Annotated in this window: 15 protein-coding genes and 3 tRNA genes; 2 read left to right on the top strand and 16 right to left on the bottom strand. The window is 49.9% G+C overall.

All coding sequences use genetic code 11. The features are described 5' to 3' along the window. Positions 1-17: 17 nt before the first annotated feature. The 10 genes from ACI6NM_RS03795 to ACI6NM_RS03840 form a co-directional block, all read right to left on the bottom strand. A complete protein-coding gene (locus ACI6NM_RS03795; RefSeq protein ID WP_158357527.1) occupies positions 18-1,025 on the bottom strand; it encodes a deoxyguanosinetriphosphate triphosphohydrolase in 1,008 nt (335 codons plus the stop codon). Positions 1,026-1,251: 226 nt separating this feature from the next. Continuing rightward, positions 1,252-3,192 (bottom strand): AAA family ATPase, encoded by a 1,941-nt coding sequence (locus ACI6NM_RS03800; RefSeq protein WP_262426900.1) that lies wholly within the window; start codon positions 3,190-3,192, stop codon positions 1,252-1,254. Between the two features lie 330 nt (positions 3,193-3,522). Beyond that, on the bottom strand, positions 3,523-4,392 hold the full coding sequence (locus tag ACI6NM_RS03805; protein ID WP_262426901.1) for a KilA-N domain-containing protein: 870 nt from the start codon (positions 4,390-4,392) through the stop codon (positions 3,523-3,525). A gap of 16 nt (positions 4,393-4,408) precedes the next feature. Next, complete coding sequence (locus ACI6NM_RS03810) at positions 4,409-4,729, bottom strand: hypothetical protein (protein WP_262426902.1); 321 nt, start codon at positions 4,727-4,729, stop codon at positions 4,409-4,411. Positions 4,730-4,743: 14 nt separating this feature from the next. Further along, positions 4,744-5,316, bottom strand: coding sequence for a type IV toxin-antitoxin system AbiEi family antitoxin domain-containing protein (locus ACI6NM_RS03815; protein ID WP_158357533.1), 573 nt, complete (start codon positions 5,314-5,316; stop codon positions 4,744-4,746). A 68-nt stretch (positions 5,317-5,384) separates the two neighbouring features. Next, complete coding sequence (locus tag ACI6NM_RS03820; RefSeq protein WP_262426903.1) at positions 5,385-7,133, bottom strand: S8 family peptidase; 1,749 nt, start codon at positions 7,131-7,133, stop codon at positions 5,385-5,387. 67 nt (positions 7,134-7,200) lie between these two features. Continuing rightward, positions 7,201-8,160, bottom strand: a complete 960-nt coding sequence (locus ACI6NM_RS03825; RefSeq protein ID WP_262426904.1) for an AEC family transporter — start codon at positions 8,158-8,160, stop codon at positions 7,201-7,203. Positions 8,161-8,201: 41 nt separating this feature from the next. Next, a complete protein-coding gene (locus tag ACI6NM_RS03830) occupies positions 8,202-9,119 on the bottom strand; it encodes a SufB/SufD family protein (protein WP_262426905.1) in 918 nt (305 codons plus the stop codon). A gap of 2 nt (positions 9,120-9,121) precedes the next feature. Next, the gene (locus ACI6NM_RS03835; protein ID WP_262426906.1) at positions 9,122-9,856 is read right to left on the bottom strand and encodes an ABC transporter ATP-binding protein; all 735 of its coding nucleotides are present in this window, start codon (positions 9,854-9,856) and stop codon (positions 9,122-9,124) included. A 270-nt stretch (positions 9,857-10,126) separates the two neighbouring features. Further along, the gene (locus tag ACI6NM_RS03840; protein WP_337810800.1) at positions 10,127-11,008 is read right to left on the bottom strand and encodes a hypothetical protein; all 882 of its coding nucleotides are present in this window, start codon (positions 11,006-11,008) and stop codon (positions 10,127-10,129) included. Between the two features lie 204 nt (positions 11,009-11,212). Between ACI6NM_RS03840 and ACI6NM_RS03845 the strand changes: the two genes are divergently transcribed. Further along, positions 11,213-11,737, top strand: a complete 525-nt coding sequence (locus ACI6NM_RS03845) for a YcxB family protein (protein ID WP_262426908.1) — start codon at positions 11,213-11,215, stop codon at positions 11,735-11,737. A gap of 61 nt (positions 11,738-11,798) precedes the next feature. Here ACI6NM_RS03845 and ACI6NM_RS03850 read toward each other — a convergent pair whose 3' ends face one another. The 3 genes from ACI6NM_RS03850 to ACI6NM_RS03860 all read right to left on the bottom strand — a co-directional run bounded on the left by ACI6NM_RS03850 (position 11,799) and on the right by ACI6NM_RS03860 (position 13,822). Continuing rightward, positions 11,799-13,271, bottom strand: a complete 1,473-nt coding sequence (locus ACI6NM_RS03850; protein ID WP_337810799.1) for an IS1182 family transposase — start codon at positions 13,269-13,271, stop codon at positions 11,799-11,801. Positions 13,272-13,408: 137 nt separating this feature from the next. After that, positions 13,409-13,492 (bottom strand) — tRNA-Leu (locus ACI6NM_RS03855). Positions 13,493-13,738: 246 nt separating this feature from the next. Further along, positions 13,739-13,822, bottom strand: a tRNA-Leu gene (locus ACI6NM_RS03860). A 193-nt stretch (positions 13,823-14,015) separates the two neighbouring features. Here ACI6NM_RS03860 and ACI6NM_RS03865 point away from each other — a divergent pair. Further along, positions 14,016-14,099 (top strand) — tRNA-Leu (locus tag ACI6NM_RS03865). Positions 14,100-14,237: 138 nt separating this feature from the next. Here the strand turns inward: ACI6NM_RS03865 and ACI6NM_RS03870 are convergent. From ACI6NM_RS03870 to ACI6NM_RS03880, 3 genes are all read right to left on the bottom strand, one after another. After that, positions 14,238-15,386 carry an amidohydrolase family protein gene (locus ACI6NM_RS03870; RefSeq protein ID WP_337810852.1) on the bottom strand — a complete coding sequence of 383 codons (1,149 nt, stop codon included), beginning with the start codon at positions 15,384-15,386 and terminating at the stop codon, positions 14,238-14,240. A gap of 25 nt (positions 15,387-15,411) precedes the next feature. Next, positions 15,412-16,251, bottom strand: coding sequence for an MBL fold metallo-hydrolase (locus ACI6NM_RS03875; RefSeq protein ID WP_337810851.1), 840 nt, complete (start codon positions 16,249-16,251; stop codon positions 15,412-15,414). Between the two features lie 63 nt (positions 16,252-16,314). Beyond that, a complete protein-coding gene (locus ACI6NM_RS03880; protein ID WP_262562947.1) occupies positions 16,315-17,616 on the bottom strand; it encodes an SLC13 family permease in 1,302 nt (433 codons plus the stop codon). Positions 17,617-17,691 lie beyond the last annotated feature (75 nt).

A 17,691-nucleotide genomic window follows, 5' to 3' on the forward strand; every position in this document is an offset into this window, starting at 1 on the left:
CCATATCCTCCAACGCCTCAGCCTTTCCAGGCCTTTGGCACAAATAATTCTTCAAAAAGGTCGATGGCAAAGCGGTCGCTCATACCGGCAATGTAGTCGCAGACCACCCGCTCCCTCGTTTCATGATTTTTTTCGATCATAATAAAATATTCCTCCGGAAGCCGGTCCACATGCTCCATATAATATTCATACAGCCTTACGATCAGCTGCTGGGCCTTCCCCTCCTCCGCCTTTGCCGCCGGATTTTTATATACGTTTTCAAACATCCACTGGCGGAGGCTCACCATGGTATCCAGCACGTCCTGGGACATGACGATCTCCGGACGGTCCAGACTGTTCATGATAATGTCATGGACCATGATGTTGAGACGCTCCTTCACAGAATTTCCCAGCACCTCCGTATACCTTCCGGGGATATCATGCTCGGTGATGATCCGTCCCCGTATGGCGTCGTCGATGTCGTGGTTGATATAAGCGATCTTATCAGAAAAGCGGACGATCTTTCCCTCCAGGGTGGACGGGTTCCCGGCTGTCCGGTGGTTCAGGATGCCGTCCCGGACCTCCTTTGTCAGGTTCAGTCCCCTTCCCTTTTTCTCCACCACCTCCACCACCCGGACGCTCTGCTTATAATGGGAAAAGCCCTCCGGACAGATCTCATTCAATATGTACTCTCCTGCATGGCCAAAGGGCGTGTGGCCCAGGTCATGGCCCAGGGCAATGGCCTCCGTCAGGCTTTCGTTCATCTTAAGGGCCCTGGCGATGGTCCTGGCGATCTGGGCGACCTCCAGAGTGTGGGTGAGCCTGGTCCGGTAATGGTCTCCTTCCGGAGCCAGGAACACCTGGGTCTTATGCTTTAAACGGCGGAACGACTTGCTGTGGAGGATCCGGTCCCGGTCCCTCTGGTAGGCCGGGCGGATATCACAGGGCTCCTCCTCCCGGTCCCGTCCCAGGGTCTCACTGCTTAAGGAGGCATAGGGACTTAAGTTTTCCCGCTCCCACTGTTCCATGGATTCTCTGATATTGATACAGACCGCCTCCTTTGCAAAGGCCGGGGCTGCAGACGCGCAGACCTGGAGAATATTTTTGGCGATGATACTATTATATCACAAAGACTGCCATTTTAGAACACTTATTTATTAACATTCTCCTACAAAATCCGCAAATTTTCAGAAAAGACATCTAAATAATCCATAAACCGGGTTAGTTCCTTCTTTTTCGACAGGTTGAAAACCGGCAGCCGGCACAGCAGGATCACTTCCAGAACTGGAACCAGAATTTCCTTTTCTTCCCTGGCTTTTCCATCTTTTCAGAGCCGCCTTCATATTCCTCCGCTTTCCCGGTATGAGGTTCGTTTTTTACGTTCCGGGGCATCTCCTGAACCGCCCTGTGATCATGATATTTTTTTATCATTCCCTTTGTGACCGTCCTGGTCACGGCATCCAGAAAGGAGGCCCGGTCCGGAATTTCAATTTCATAAGCCGTATTATCCCGCGTGTTCCACAGGATTCCTTTCGGCAGATCCAGGGCAGCCATATAGACTGCACACTGTAGGAAATGCTCATGCCTCAGCTCCGATACAAATTTCAGCTCGTATACCGTATCCCCCTTCACTGCATCTGCAAATCCATTGGCAGAAAACAGGGGTTCTCCGGCCTCCTGGCCATAAAACCGGAGCCGGCATTCCACCTGTGCTTTTTCATCCGTATGCAGCCGTGTTTTTAAACGGGCAGTGATCCTCTCCCTCTGCTCCCCATTGACAAACGGCGCAGCCACCTGCTTCCTGTACCGTTTCTGTCTTGTTTCCAGAGAAACCAGAAACAGTATTTTCTGATCCAGAGGACTTCTCCGCTCCTCCCCGGTATACAGGCCCTTAAGCTCCGGATTCAATGCGATCCTCAGTTGTATGTCCGCGTCTATGTCATAATTCTCAAAAAATACAGCCTCCTGGTATATCCCGATACAGGGAGACAGATCAATGAGCCCGTCCGTGCTCTTTATGTCTATGGGGGACGGGTCCAAAGTTTCCAGCTTTTTCAGCTTCAGCTTTGAAAAGCAGGCCTCCACATCCTCCTTATACTTAAAATCGAACATCTCACTTATGCCTGTATCTTTAAATTTCTGGTTTGTCTCCACAAATGTTGAAAGCGTTTTCTCCGAAAGCACGGCTTCTTCTGACTTCACAAAAATAATATGTTTTTTTCCTCTGCTGGCTGCAACGCAGAAAATATTCCGCAGAACCGAATACGACTGCTGCGGTTTGGATATCCTCACATTCCAGTAGCTTTCTGTAAAATCAAAGATCACACATATTTTTCTCTCCAGGCCCTTGCTGCTGTCATACGTCGTAAAGATCGCAGAATCTGCTTTCGGTTCCGTTTTTCCTGCCGAATCATGGTCTGAGATCGTAGCGTAGACCGTTGTCTTATTGAACGTATGAGGGTATGCCTCTTCTAAAGCATTCAGTGTACCTGCCATGGCCCCGGTCCTTGCTCCCAGGCATAAAATATCTCCCGGTTCCTGCTGTGCCAGGAAATCCATCACCTCCTCCTTCGTCATTTCTTCCACCCTGCAGCTTTCGTTGACGCCCCGGATCTCCTTTTTCCACACCCTTCCAAGCATGGCCGCCAGATCCTCAGAAAGCCGGAAGCACTGGGTAAACCTGAGCCTGAGGTGGTCCTCAAGAAATCCCTTCATAAACGATTCCACATCCAGGGTCGTCTTATCGTATATTTTTTGCTCCATGTCCCCGACCGCGATGATCTGCATCCCCGGCTTACGATCCTTTATCATCTGTAAGAGCTCTGCCAGCTCCTGCTCGATATCCTGGTACTCATCAATGATCAGGATATCATAGGCGCCGATGGCCGGTTTCTCCTGGATAAACCGCTGGATCAGATCAGAGACCCCTGCGGAGATCCCATTTGCCTTTAAAGCCGCGTATGCAAATCCATGATAATTTGTCACTGTGACATTTCTCTTTTGTATCTTTGCTCTTGCATCCAGCTTCAGAAGTCTGTTATACGTCAGATAAAGGACCTTTTTTGTATCAGGAAGCCGATTGCACAGCACCTGGATCGCTGTGGTCTTTCCGCTGCCGATGCATGCGTCCACTAAAATATTTTTTCCCTCCAATGCCTTGCATATAAAAAGCTCCTGCTCCTCTGACAGCTTCAGATCCAGTCGTGTATCCATATATGATCCTTTCGTATTCTTTTATATTTTTCCTTCCCTGCGCCAGCCGCCCCTTCCTGCTGCCGGCTCTCTCCCGTCTTTTCTTCACTCATCATACCATTTTCCCGACAGGATTTACATTTATTTTTTATGAATTTTCTGTTTGCCAGATCGTATGAAAATTTAGACCGGCAGGCTCTCCCTCACGCATTCCCAGGGATTCCAGGATATTGTCATGAAAAAATCTGTCCACCAGGCAGATCTTGACACACATGCAGAAAAATATGCAGCTTTTGCCGCTAAAAACGGCCGAAAGCTGCATATTTGCATAAAAAAGGGGTTATATATCTGTTATAAAACAGGCTGGAAGAGTGTACGATCATCACAAGTCTCTGCCATTTTTATCTGCTCAGCAGTACTTAATATATTGAGCTGATATTCTGCAATTTCTTTTAGTACTTCAAACCGTTCTTCCTTATTCTTTCCTTCTCGTATCATATGGGCATTATGCGTCTCCAGGTTAGAAAGTACTGTCAATTCATGAATTGTCGCAAAATCTCTGACATTATTTTTCTTTGCAAGTTCCGGATTCATTTCTCTCCATGCTTTTGCTGTAAAGCCAAACAAAGCAACATTCACTATATCTGCTTCTTCTGCATATGCGATCCATTGTGGATCCTTTTTTAAATCTCTATGAGGGATGATATAATTCTTCACTGCATCTGTCTGGATCAGATAATTATTTTTACTAAGAAAACGTTTCGCATTCCATTCCATTTGTCTTAAATTATTTTCTTCCTCCTTCAAACGCTGGAATTCTTTTATAAGAAATAATTTAAAAACTGGATTGATCGCAGATGCAAATTCAAAAGCAATGTCTTTATGGGCATAGGTTCCTCCATATTTTCCACGCTTTACATAAAGACCAGCCGCATTCGTTTTCTCTATCCATTCAGAAACACTGGGTGTAAAAGTTAATAACCCCGCCTGCTTTTTAAAGTGTTCAGATTCGAACACTTTAAACGCCGGATTATACAGTTGTTCCCATACAGATAAATACTCCAATGTTCCACGATTTCTCAGCCAGTTTCTCACCACGTCGGCTGCTCTGGCGGAATTCGATTTTACCTTAGCAATATCCGTAATGCAAATATAGTCATCGGATTCTTCTTTTGAAATAGTAATTTTCACATTTTGAACATCTATGATCCTATTCTTCATGCTTTATCTCCATTTTTCATACATATATCAAAATAACCTCCAAAAGAACGCCTGCAGCCATACTGACAAGGATTCCGCCCAGAACAGTGCAAAGTACGATTCCCGTTATTGGATGTCTCCTCTCCCATTCTTTCAGTCCACCATAAATTTTTTGTTCCCATTTGCTTTCTTTATCCCAAAATATATTTATGAGCTGGTTTTTCCCGTATCTTTCATCGTATTCTTTTTTCTCAGACACCAGTGTCTGAAGATGTATATAATATATTAATAATCTGATTTTTTGATCGTCCTGTAAATTTCTTCCTTTCAGCTGTAGGCCATTATACATGTACTCCATTGTAGATCCCCCTCTTACAATTCCCTTTTTATCTGTAGTTTTTCTGCATATTTCAATAACCGGTCATACAAGCACGCATTTCTCTTTATCTGGTCCACTATCTCTATTTCTATTTCTCCCCCCAGGCGGTACAGATCACAAACCGAACGTTCAATATCATAAATATTATACCTTCCAAATTCCGTTTCTTTTTTTCTTATTCCAACATTAAAATTTCCCTTTGAAAAGTAATGCCTTTGTACCATAAAATTCATTTTCATCATACTGCGGTCCGTCCGTTCTGTAGCAACAGATAAGTGATCCGGCTCGGCTGGTAATACTCCCTGATAGTAAAGTGCGCTATCCATACAAATAACCGCGCCGGGATTACTCAGACACACTTCGATGCATTTATAATCTGACGGTTTTCTGTATTGCCTGCCCGCTATCCAGTAATGTCCATGGCATATTTTTTCTAAATATCCTTCTTCCACTAAAACAGAAATCTGCCGGTTAGAAAATCCCTCTGACAGCAGATCTTGTGTCCCTACGTAACCTCTGTATCTGCTGTACAATGCTCCGATTTTAATATATGTATTCTCTCTCATGTTTTCTCCATTGCATTTTTTATTACACATATTATTGCATTTTTCATTACATATGTCAAGGTTATTTTTTAAAACGGCAGGCTCTCCCTCACGCACAATGCCCCATACCCTACCCGGGGATTGGGATAGCTCTGCTCCCCAGGCAGCTTTTTCGCCCCCTTCCGCAGATACGCCTTCACCTTATCTCCATACAGGTACGGATCATTCCCCCGCACGATCCCCCACTCCATTAAAAGCGCCGCCGCTCCCGTCACAAAGGGCGCGGCAAAGGAGGTTCCCGTCACAGGAGCATAGCCGCCTCCGGAACGGGCAGCGACGATCCCCACTCCCGGCGCTGCCAGATCCGGCTTCTGGATCCCGTACTGTCTCGTATCTCCCCGGCCGGAAAAGGGCGCGTACGTCATGGAGGTATCGTCATAAGCGCCCACAGAGACCGGGCGCATGGCGGTGGAGGGGATCGTCAGTGTGGTTTCCGGGGCCGGCCTTAAAAACCGGGTGGAACGGTTCAGTACGCCGCCGGACGGCAGCCAGAGATCATACCGGCCGTCCACGGTCTCCGCCGCCTTCAGGGTAATTTCCCATATTCCGCTCTCCACATACCGGCCAGCCTCTCCATTCCCCGGCGGCAGGAAATCAAAGTAGATCTCCTGGGCCAGACTGAAGGGGCCCGGCTCTCCATAGTAAAGAAGCACCCTGGCCCCTCCCATGTCGATCTCATAAGGGCCCAGGCGGCTGCTGATCCGCTCCGTCACGGTCTTCCCAGGATTCGACAGGGTGATCTCAAAGGCATCCTCATAGCTTTTCCAGAGCTGCAGCCCAAATCCCGCCTCATAGGGAGCCACTGAAAGCTGGATTCGTGCCTCGCTGCCGTCCAATGGCCCCCCTGGCCCGGCAGACAGCCTCCCCGATGTATGCCCCCCAGTGTCTCCTTCATTTCCCATGCCCACGACAAATACCGTTCTCCCCATGAGGGCCAGGGAATCCATGAACCGCTCCAGAAGGCCCGTTCCATCATGGGAGCCATAGGAGTTTCCGAAGCTCACGTTCACCGCCATGGGACGTGCCAGCTCCATGGATTTTTTTACCAGAAAATCCAGCCCCTCCATCACCTGTGTGGTCCTGGGAAAGCCATCTGGATCCGGCGTCCCCAGACGGACCACCACCAGATCACTCTCATAGGCCACGCCCCGGTACCTGCCTCCGCTTTCCCTTCCATTCCCTGCGGCGATCCCAGCCACCGCCGTTCCATGTCCTCCCGGATCTGCTGACGGAACCAGAGCTCTGGCGGCCTCCCGGCTTCCGGTCACCAATGCCTCGTCGATCTCTTCTTTTGTATACACGTCCCCGGTCACCTGGTCGTTTAAAAACAGGATCCGGCTGGTGCCGTCCTCATGACGGAAGTCTCCATGGAAATAATCAATGCCGGAATCCAGGATCCCCACCAGAACTCCCCGGCCCGTAAGCCCCTTCGGCCCCTGCTGCACCAGAGTAAGACAAGAGGCTGCCTTTGCCTGGTTTATGGCAAAGAACAGCCTCTTTGGTTTTTCTGCATATTCAATTTCTTTAAGCCCAAGGATCCCCGGAACTTCTTCCTCCGGTACCGTAAGAATTCCAAAGCCGCCGGACAGCTCCTTAAGCTCCGCTTCTGGAAACTGCTCCCTGACAATTCCCGCCAGGTCTCCGCTGTACTTTACGATCAGCTCCCAGGTCCTGGTCTCCCGGTCATAGCCCACATCCAGCTCCCCAGTCTGTTTCCGTTCCTCCTCGGGCACTGACAGCGCCAGGTTCAGCAGATTTTCCGCTTTCTGGTCCTTCATATGAACGCCGCCTTATTATCCATTTCCTTATGATATGAGGCCTCCGCCCATATGGTCCGGCCCCGGATCAGGCAAAAAATGCAAACTGCTGCATTAACAGCATGAATACAGGGATCGTCACCATGCTGATCAGGGTAGTGACCGTGATCACCGTACAGGCAAATTCATAGTCACTGTCATACTGTCTGGCCATAATGCCCATCTGGGCCATGGCCGGCATGGAGGACAGCATGAAAAATACCTCTTTCATCTCCTTCGGCATCGGAACCAGATTTAAAAATACCACGCAGGCCGCAGGCACCACCACAAACCGCATGGCCAGGGCCGCGTAAAGGTCCCGTCCCAGGGTTATGGTCTTCAGATCCATATTGCGGATCACGCTGCCAATGAACACAAGGGCCAGGGGCGAGGTCACCTGGGAGATCATGGACAGTGGCTTTAATACGAAATCCGGCACCTGGATCTCAAAAAATACTGCCGCCATGCCAAGGGCCATGCCGATGATCGGCGGGGACGCCAGCTTCTTTAATCCTGCCAGGGCGCTCCCCTCTCTGGCCGCCTCTGACTTCCCATCCTTTCTCAAGAGCCAGATCCCCACGGTCCAGAACAGCAGTGTGCTGGCGATATAATAGATCACGCCGATGGAGGTGATCCCCTGGCCCCACAGGGCCTGGATCACAGGAAAGCCGATGAACACCACATTGGGGAAGCCGGACGCTGCCACAAAGGTATATCTCCTTTTGCCGTCCACCTTCAAAAGCGCCCCCATAAACGCTGCCAGGGCCAGGCACAGAAGGATCAGTCCAAAGGTCACCGGAAGCTTTGACACCAGGGAGATCAGCGACTCTCTGGTCCCCACATCCTTATATATGTTATAGAACATGTAAAACGGGATCGTAGCCTCCACAGTAAATCTGGATAAGAAATCCATTCCCTGCTTTCCAAACCACGGTTTCCCGGCAAAATAAAAGCCCGAAGCGATCAGCGCCATCAGGGCAAATACACTTTTTATCGAATCCAGTACCATGCTTTCCCCCCTAAAGACTTTATCTGCTGTGTTTCCTTCCCCTATTTCAGGAATCCATTGACGATCTGGGCTTCCGCCTCCTCCTCTGTCAGTCCCAGAGTCATCAGCTTAATAATCTGGTCTCCGGCGATCTTTCCGATGGCCGCCTCGTGGATCAGGGCCGCATCCGGATGGTTTGCCGTGATCTCCGGAAGAGAGCTGATCTTTGCTTCGTCCATGATGATCGCATCGCATTCCGTATGACCAGCACACAGGCTATTGCCCTGAAGATTGGAGTAGAAGGACTGGTGGGACTGATCCCTGGCCACAGACCGGGAAATGATGTTGGCGCTGGAATTTTCCCCATCCAGACAGACATCAAACCGGCTCTCCGCATCCTGGTGCCCATGGGTCATGAGACGCTCCTGGACCACCAGCTTGGCCCCGGCTGCCAGATGGGCCACCGTATCCCTCTTTGTGGAGTCCACGCCCTTGATCTGGACGCTCTCCATCTCCATATAGCTTCCCTCATCCATGGTGATCTCCGTCCGGGGATTCATGACCCGTTCCCCTTTTCCATCTCCATCACCGTAATGCTTTTCCACATATTTAAGCTTCGCGTTCTTTCCCACAAAAAAACGGTGGATGCCGTCGTGGCGGGATTCCATATCGCCGCCGTTGTGGATCCCGCAGCCGGCGATGATGGTCACATCCGCATCGTCTCCCACAAAAAAGTCGTTGCACACCGTTTCATTTAAGCCCGTCTGGCTTAAGATCACCGGAATATGCACACTCTCCTTTTTCGTTCCCGGCTTAATGTGTACGTCGATGCCCTTTCCGTCCTCTCTTGTGACGATATCGATGTTGGCCGTCGTATTTCTTCCAGCCATCTGGCCGTTGGCCCGGATATTATAGGCCCCCTCCGGTACCCCGTGCAGGTCGGCCACCTTTTCTAAAAGCGTCTGTAAGATCTTATCCATGTTTATGCCTCCCTCCTGTAAAACTGACATCCGGAAGGCGCAGAGGCCGTTCCCAGAATCTCCGGCAGGATCTCATCCCTGGTCCCATGCTTTAAGATAGAGCCGTCAGAGATCACCACGATCTCGTCCGCGATCTCCAGGATCCGTTCCTGGTGGGAGATGATCACGATGGAGCCATTGGTGGTCTCCCGCATTTTCTCAAACACCTGGATCAGGTTCTGGAAGCTCCAGAGATCGATACCGGCCTCCGGCTCGTCAAACACAGAAAGCTTTGTGCCCCGGGCCAGGACGGTGGCGATCTCGATCCGCTTTAATTCTCCTCCGGACAGACTTCCATTGACCTCCCGGTTGATATAATCCTTGGCGCATAATCCCACCTCGGACAGATATTTACAGGCGTCTGCGGCAGAAAGGTCCTTTCTGGCCGCCAGGCGGATCAGATCCAGCACATGGACCCCCTTGAAGCGCACCGGCTGCTGAAGGGCAAAGCTGATCCCCAGGTTGGCTCTTTCTGTGATGGTCTTCTCTGTAATATCCTGGCCGTCAAACAGGATCTTCCCGGAGCGGGGCTTCTCGATCCCCATGATCATCTTAGCCAGGGTCGATTTTCCGCCGCCGTTGGGCCCCGTGATCACAACAAATTTATTTTCACCGACCGTCAGGCTGATATCCTTTAAAATCTCCTTTTTCCCCTGGCTTTCCAACACGCCAAAGGAAATATTCTGCAATTCTAACATAATTCCTCCAGATTGTATGTTTCCGTATTTTTACACGCCTGTTTATTATAAACCATTTTCCATGGAAATACTATCCCATATGGAAAATTTTGCAGTCGTAAGAAGGAAGCCTGCCTGCGGGGTCTCTGTCTGCTGCAGGCCGCCTTTGCATCAGGACTCTCTTCCGCCGCAAGACGATCCCCGCGGAGCGTTTATACGCCGCAGGACGCATTCCCCATAACGTAAAAACGCCCCGGGGAATCTCCCGGAGCGTCCATATCATTTTTCCTGTTACTGGGCTGCTGTGATCGTATTTACGATATCCGCCATAGCGCCTGCATCAGACATGGTGCAGCTGGTGGCTAAGATCACCATAAAGCTCTCATGCTTTCTGCAGTAGAAGGAAGTCTGGTTCTGTTTGCCCTTCTTATTTGTTCTGGTGATGGAAACCTTGGAATAGTTCTGGCCGCCTACGGTAACGGTCTCAACGGCGCCCACCTGGCCAGTCTTGCCTTTTTCAGCGTTTCCTAACTGTGCTGCGAATGTGGCCGCATCCATCTCCGGCATTTTCGCCATATTGGCGTAGTAGATCTCCAGCTCACCGAAATCTGTGCTCATGGAGAAATCATAAGTCACCTTAGGATTTCCAATGGTGCCGTAAATATCGTCGGAGAACAGTTCCTCTGCTTCCACATCTGTATTGGCGGAGCCGATCACCTGGGGAATGCGGATATTGGACCATGTGTTTGTAAACACGCCGCCGCTTAATTTTCCCTTGGGTGCTGTGGGAACAGGGGCTACCCAGCTTCCGTCCTCATTGAAGGAATAGGATACGCCGTCGATCACTCTTGTCTGGTTGGCTACCATAAGGCCCGTCTCCGGATCTGTGTAGAACCATACCTCGTTTCCGCGGCCGTCTCCGCCCTCTGCCTTGATCCAGCCCTTTACGGTATTTCCCTTTCCATCATAATACACCCAGTTGGAGCCCTGCTCGGTCCAGCCGTATAACATGGATTCCGTATCTGCGGCTCCCTCTGTGGTCTCCTCCGGAGCAGAGTTCCGGATGCTTCCATCCTCTTCCACAACCACTGCGTCTGCAAATGCAGAGATCACGTTCATGCTCCCGAGGGCAGCCGTTGCTGCTGTCAGTAATAATACCTTTCTTAATTTCATATAAACCTCACTCCTAATTTTTATTTTCATTTCTGTTCTGATTATACTAGAAGTTTCCGGATAACGCAAGCCGGAACCGTTGGAAATACAGGGAATTAAACGAATCTTAAGATTCCTTACCCTTTCTTTTCATTTTTGATCTTCTCTTGAAACTCTGCGCCCATATCCAGTATAATATCTCTATAAAAAACAGGAGGGGATACTATGGAATTTACCACCGCCACCGATTATGACATGAAGACTCTGACCGCTATGGCCAAAGCCCTGCGGAAAACCGTAAGGAAAAGGAAAAGCCGCCGCGCCCATATCTTTGGATGGATCGTGGTCCTTCTGGGAACCCTTCTTCTCCTTCCTCCGGCGGGCAGCTCCTTTTCCATCAGCGGAAAGACGCTCCTTACTCTGGCGGCCGTTCTCGCCATCCTCTTAACCTTTATCTTTGAGGACAGGCTCAACGGCTATTTCGCCAGAAAGCGGCTGCTTCCCGGTACTGAATCAGCCGTCTCCGTCTTTAAGGAGGACTCCTACCATACGGAAACCAGAAGCGGGCAGACAGACTGGCCCTATGACCGGATCGTGGCCATGGCAGAGCTCCCAGACTGCTTCATCCTAATCCTGGGTGAAAACCATGCCCAGGCGTATGACAAAGCCAGGCTCAAGGGCGGGAGTCCGGAGGAATTTGCTCGTTTTCTCGAAGCCAGGACCGGACTTTCCATTGTCCGGATCTCCTAATACAAAAACAGCCTCCCTTTCTGGGAGGCTGTTCAGACTGTAGACAAAGTTGGTGCTGGGATTATTCCCAGCACCACTTTTCTACATATAGCGATTCTTCTATCAAAAATCTTAAAAAACTCAAGATTTCCGATGTTTTAGAGGCCCTGTTTCCCAGAATTCTGGCCAGCTTTTTCAGATTCATGCAGGCAAAAGTAAGCCCCGCTTTCATTTCCATCCGGGCTTTTCCAATATACTGGGTATAGCGAAAGCCATGCTGTTCTTTCGCTGTTCCGAAGATTCGTTCAATGGTTTCTTTTCTCAATTCATATATCGCTTTGTTCCCAAGGGTATGACGGATGTCTTCTGCCATTTCCATATATTCTTCCCAAACATGACGCATTACTACCTTCACATGATTTTTGCTTTCCGTACATTTATGGAGACTTGGGCAATTGGCACATAATTCTCCACAACTGTGGTATTCTTTGTATCCATCACGGTTCGTGGTACGATAAGATAATATCTGGTTTTCCGGGCATAAGTAACAATCATACGCCTCATCATATACATACTCGTATTTACGGAAAAATACGTCTTTCGTCATTGGCCTCTTGTATGGAAACAATGGCTCCACTCCATCTTCCAGCAATTCGTGGGCGATCGCCGGTGTTCGATAACCTGCATCTGCAACAATCATTGCAGGGTGATAATGCTTTATCTTATCATAAAGAGGTTTAAAGGTTCGGCTGTCATGTTCGTTTCCTGGATGAACACTGTAACCGAGGATCCAGCCATGTTTATCACAGGCTGTTTCTACTGCGTAGGCGAAAACATGTTTATGTTCCCCCTTACGAAACCATCCACTTTCTGGATCGGTTGTACTGCACTTCTGTGTTTTTACTCCTTCAGGAATCTCTTCTTGAGAATCCATACTGCCTCCACTTCCGGAGGATGGATCATTCCGGTCTTTTTCCTTCAACGGTTTCTTCCCATGGGATTCCCGGTCTTTTGCGATTTCTTTCTGGAGCTCCTCTTCATACCAGAGCGCCTGTTCATGGGCCACCCGTTTTCTCATTTTTTTGCTGTTTGCGCATGCCTTAACATGAGTGGAATCTACAAAAATCTGCTCCGTATCTACCAGGTTGAATTTCATGCAGTCTTCCAGTATCTTTGCGAAGATCTGCTCAAAAAGACCGGTATCTTTAAAACGGCGGGTATAATTCTTTCCGAAGGTAGAAAAATGAGGAACCGGATCCATCATATCAAGCCCCAGAAACCAGCGATACGCAACATTTACTTCGATCTCCCGAATCGTCTGCCTCATACTTTTAATCCCGTAAAGGTATTGGATAAAAGGGATTTTGATCAGCATAACCGGATCCATACTCGGTCTTCCATTATTAGGGCAGTATTTTTCTTCCACAAGATCATAAATAAAAGTCCAGTCAATGGCTTTATCAATCAAACGCAGCATATGGTTTTGTGGAACCATGTCATCCATACAGAACATGATTATCTGTTCTCGTTTCTTATCTGCATTTTTAGTCATCATAAAAAACACCGCCTTTCTGATAATTCCATTATACCAGAAAAACGGTTATAAATGTAGAAAAGCCCGGCTTTTGCTGGGACTTTGTCTACAGTCTGAACAGCCTCCCTTTCTGGGAGGCTGTTTCCGTTTTCTGTTCGTGCAGGAGGAGGGACTTGAACCCTCATGGTATTGCTACCACACGGACCTGAACCGTGCGCGTCTGCCAATTCCGCCACTTCTGCATTTCCTTTTCTGCCGTTTTTCTCACTCGGCACGTATTATTTTACACATTTTTTTCAAAATGTCAAGCTTTTTTCTTTTCTTTTTTTTACTTTTTTTGCCAGTACAAGTACGCGTAAATTCATCCGCCTCCAGCAGGTCCCTTTTCTGCTCCGAGCGGATCCTCAGGGGACGTTTTTGTATAAAGGTCCACTCTGTCCAGAATACGAAAAAACCTGCTCCCTTCCGGAAACAGGTTTCTTTGCCAGTGCAGGAGGAGGGACTTGAACCCTCATGGTATTGCTACCACACGGACCTGAACCGTGCGCGTCTGCCAATTCCGCCACTTCTGCATTTCTTCTCTGCCGCTTTGTTTATATCTCTCAGCGACATGTTGGATTATATTATAAAACTGTCATTTTGTCAACAACTTTTTCAAAAAAATATTTTTTAAAAAAATTCAAAAAAGTACTTGCCAAATTCTTCAGGCTGTGGTATATTATAACACGTCGGTGAGAGCTGAACAACAAAAGCTCAGAACGATACGCGGAAGTGTCGGAACTGGCAGACGAGCAAGACTAAGGATCTTGTGGTGGTTACATCGTGTGGGTTCAAGTCCCATCTTCCGCATAAAGCCTGGATTCGTAAGAGTCCAGGCTTTTTGTTTTTCAGATCCGCTCCCGCTTCGCAGCATACCTTCAAACAAAAATCAGCCTGGCAGGAAGCGTGTTTTGACGCACGCCCAGCCAGGCTTTTCATTTCCCTCTTTTAAAAAGTCACACTTCTCCACACCATCTCCCCGGCCTTTACCGTAAGCACTGGTTCATAGATCAGATCCCCCTCCCGGAATTCCGCATCTTTATTGGAAAATGGCCGGTCGCCGAATACATTCCGCCTCCGGCAGGGCCGGAATACAGCGATATCCGCCTGTTTTCCAGGCCTCAGACTCCCAATCTGGTCCGAAAGCCCCAGGTTGACTGCGTTTTTCCAGGCCGCAATATGGATCAGCGTCCCAAAAGAGATCCCGAGGCAGCTGTATTTGGAGATCTGCATGGCCAGATTAAAGGCCGTCGGCCTGAGATGCATGCTGAGCCTGGTGATATCAGTTCCCAGAAGATCTGGATAAAATCCCTCTCCGATGGCCGGCTCCGCTACCTCGAAGGAAAAGTGGGCCCGGGCATCCGCCGCCTCAAACAGGATCCCCTTTTCCCGCGCCGCCTTTACGGCATCCGAGACGGCGCCGCGATCCAGGATCGTTGGTCCGGTGTTCTGATACATATGGGTAACGATATCCCCAGGCCGGAGGACAGAAAGAACTTCTTCTATCGGTGCCGGCGGGTCCGTAATATGGACCATCAAAGGAACCCCCGTCAGCTCCGCGATCTCCACCGCCCGCTTTAAAGGATCCATTCCCAGATCTCCCACGATATTCCGGCTGATCCGGATCTTAAGTCCCGCAAGCTCATTCCCGTACCGCCGGAACAGCTCCCGGATCCCCTCCGCGTCCATATGGTGCGGATCCACATCCTCCATGGCCTCCGGAAGGCTGGAAAGCCCCCCGGTGCTCACATGGATGTAAGGGCAGACAGCCAGCTTAGACGCACGGATCCAGGGCCGGTATCGTTCATAGGTCCCGCAGCCCGTGCTCCCGGCATCCACAGCCGTTGTGACTCCAGAACCAAAGCAGACGGCCTCTCCAGAGATCCCGATGGACGCCATGGGATAGATATGGGTATGGTGGTCCACCAGTCCCGGAGTCACATAACAGCCTGTCGCATCGATCTCGCTGACCGCCCGGTCGCAGATCCCCGGCTCTGCCTTCCGGATCCTGCTTCCTTCGGCCAGGATATCCGCCTGGACCATGGTCCCGTCCTCCGCGTTCACGACCGTTCCATTTCTGATCAGCAGTGTATCCATCTTCTTCTCCTCTCTCAGGCTGCCCTTATCTCTGGTAAACGCCCCGTTCCAGGACCTTTCTCAGGGATTCTGCCCGTTCTTCCAGAAAGGCTGGCCATTTTCCCTCATCCACAAAAGGCCGGTAATCATTCCGATCCTCCGGGATCCTTTCCAGCATATCTGAATGGGATGGATGGCTGGGTGTGCAGATGTCCACATGGATGGACTTCATCTCCTCGCAGCCCCGGAAAAAATCCTCCTGGAGGGACAGGGGAAGGCGGACCTTCTGAAGATAGTCCGTATTCATGGTATTGATCCCTACGCCTCCGTGCATGCCCCATACCACCGTTTTTCCCTCCTCGTCCTTCATTTCTACAAAAAACGAAGTGGTTCCCGGCGTGTGGCCAGCGGACAGTCTGGTGCGGATGACCACATCCCCCATGACAATGGGCGTTTCATCCTCATAAAAGCAGTCTGTTTCATAAGGAACGATGGAAAATCCCGTGTCGCTCATATCCGCCTCCGGGCGGTGACGCCATTCCTCATCCTCTCTGGACAGCCATACCTTTGCTCCCGTCAGCTCCTTTAAGGCCCTGGCCGCCCCGTCGTGGTCCATATGGGCATGGGTCAGAAAAATATGCTTCAGATCCTTTGGATCAAAGCCCAGGCGGTGGATGGAATCGATCAGAAGATACAGATCCTCCATCACTGTCGTATCGATCAGCGCCAGCCCCTCGCTGGTCTGGATCAGAAAGCTCCCTACCCAGGTATTCCCCACATACCAGACCCTCGGAGCCACCCGGAACGGCTCGATGGCCACCTTCCAGGGCATGGTCCTGGCATTATTTACAGTATCCATTGGCGTTACCTTTACTTCTTTACTCATGATCGTTATCATTCCTTTCTTTTCCCGGCCGGCAGCGCCAGCCGGACATTCGTTCATTATATTTTACGCCAGTCCAAGAGCCACGCAGATCAGAACTCCGATGGTATTAAAGGCCAGGCAGAACAGTACAGAAAACTTCACCTGCTTGATGATATCCACCTCTGCCAGCTCGCAGGCCAGGTTCGCCGCAGCCACCAGCGGGGAACATGGATTCAGATAGGAAATATTCATACACGTTAACACCTGGTAGCCAGTCAGGCCACAGCCTGCTCCAATACCCAGAAGCAGCGGGTTCATGCTCTGGAAGGCCTGATATGGGATGAAGATCTCCAGCGGCAGGATCAGGATCGCGTATAAAACATGTGTCCATCTTGCCATGGATTCCGGAACGATGCCAAGGACAGCATCCACCATAGCCGTTACCATTCCCGTTCCGTTCAGGATCCCGACCATGATTCCGATCCCCAAAAACAGGATCGCCGGAGCCAGCATGGTAGCCGAATGCTTGCGGATGATCTGGCTCTGCTCCTTCTGGGTATGGTAGTTGAGCAGCAGCGCTGCACATGAGAATACCATGAACAGCACATATGTTTTCACGCCGGTCATGAACATAAAGCAGGCCAGAGAGCCAAGAAACAGCGCAAAATTAGCCCAGAAAAGCTTTGGACGTGCCAGAGGATTATCCGAAAAATCCACCTTCTGGCTTCCGCCTCCATTTTCAAAGCTCTTTCTCAGCAGAGCGATCTCAGAGGCATTCTTTTTAGAATAGTAATAGCCAAAGCCCAGAGAGGTGACCACAGCAAGCCCCAGCATGATCGCCACCACCGGATAGAGGCTGGAAGCCATGACCACCGGGTCAATAGACGGATCAAAAACCGTCATTTTCGCCGGCTGTCCCCAGGCCATGGCCGTCATGGGCGCTGCCGCCAGGGATACCAGGAGCACCAGGCTCCGCCGGTCTATATTGAGTCGTTTATAAAGCGGGGCCAGAGCCGGAATTGCGATCAGATATGTGGTATTGTAGGCGCCGTCCAGATGGCCGATGAAAGCCACAAGGACCGTTACCACCATAACGATGTAAATATTCCCCCTGGTGATCCCCACCAGACGGTTTACCATAATATCAAACATCCCCGTCTCGGACAAAACACTGAAATACAGGACTGCAAAGATACAAAGAAGGACCGAATTGAAGGTTCCCGTAACTCCTTCGGCGGCAAAATTCAAAACCTCCGGGAGAGAAAAACCGCAGAAAAGTCCGGCGATCACAGGTACGACCACAAAGGGTACCATGAGATGCATCTTTTTGCTCAGCGCCAGATATGAGGACACCGCAAACATAATAAGGCCAATTACAGCAATCATGACATTTCTCCTTTTGTTTTTTGCATAACCGCTGCTTCCTTTCTCCCCCCGGGTACATGCATTGTGAAAGTGCAC

It is taken from the genome of Pilosibacter sp. YYHA0881 (genome assembly GCF_051602715.1).
Taxonomy (GTDB): Bacteria; Bacillota; Clostridia; order Lachnospirales; family Lachnospiraceae; genus Alitiscatomonas; species Alitiscatomonas aceti.

What these genes read in the sequence shown, in the direction of transcription:
- ACI6NM_RS03800 (WP_262426900.1), bottom strand. Translation starts at nt 3,192, where the DNA reads ATGGATACACGACTGGATCTGAAGCTGTCAGAGGAGCAGGAGCTTTTT.
- ACI6NM_RS03805 (WP_262426901.1), bottom strand. Translation starts at nt 4,392, where the DNA reads ATGAAGAATAGGATCATAGATGTTCAAAATGTGAAAATTACTATTTCA.
- ACI6NM_RS03810 (WP_262426902.1), bottom strand. Translation starts at nt 4,729, where the DNA reads ATGGAGTACATGTATAATGGCCTACAGCTGAAAGGAAGAAATTTACAG.
- ACI6NM_RS03815 (WP_158357533.1), bottom strand. Translation starts at nt 5,316, where the DNA reads ATGAGAGAGAATACATATATTAAAATCGGAGCATTGTACAGCAGATAC.
- ACI6NM_RS03820 (WP_262426903.1), bottom strand. Translation starts at nt 7,133, where the DNA reads ATGAAGGACCAGAAAGCGGAAAATCTGCTGAACCTGGCGCTGTCAGTG.
- ACI6NM_RS03825 (WP_262426904.1), bottom strand. Translation starts at nt 8,160, where the DNA reads ATGGTACTGGATTCGATAAAAAGTGTATTTGCCCTGATGGCGCTGATC.
- ACI6NM_RS03830 (WP_262426905.1), bottom strand. Translation starts at nt 9,119, where the DNA reads ATGGATAAGATCTTACAGACGCTTTTAGAAAAGGTGGCCGACCTGCAC.
- ACI6NM_RS03835 (WP_262426906.1), bottom strand. Translation starts at nt 9,856, where the DNA reads ATGTTAGAATTGCAGAATATTTCCTTTGGCGTGTTGGAAAGCCAGGGG.
- ACI6NM_RS03840 (WP_337810800.1), bottom strand. Translation starts at nt 11,008, where the DNA reads ATGAAATTAAGAAAGGTATTATTACTGACAGCAGCAACGGCTGCCCTC.
- ACI6NM_RS03845 (WP_262426908.1), top strand. Translation starts at nt 11,213, where the DNA reads ATGGAATTTACCACCGCCACCGATTATGACATGAAGACTCTGACCGCT.
- ACI6NM_RS03850 (WP_337810799.1), bottom strand. Translation starts at nt 13,271, where the DNA reads ATGATGACTAAAAATGCAGATAAGAAACGAGAACAGATAATCATGTTC.
- ACI6NM_RS03870 (WP_337810852.1), bottom strand. Translation starts at nt 15,386, where the DNA reads ATGGATACACTGCTGATCAGAAATGGAACGGTCGTGAACGCGGAGGAC.
- ACI6NM_RS03875 (WP_337810851.1), bottom strand. Translation starts at nt 16,251, where the DNA reads ATGAGTAAAGAAGTAAAGGTAACGCCAATGGATACTGTAAATAATGCC.
- ACI6NM_RS03880 (WP_262562947.1), bottom strand. Translation starts at nt 17,616, where the DNA reads ATGATTGCTGTAATTGGCCTTATTATGTTTGCGGTGTCCTCATATCTG.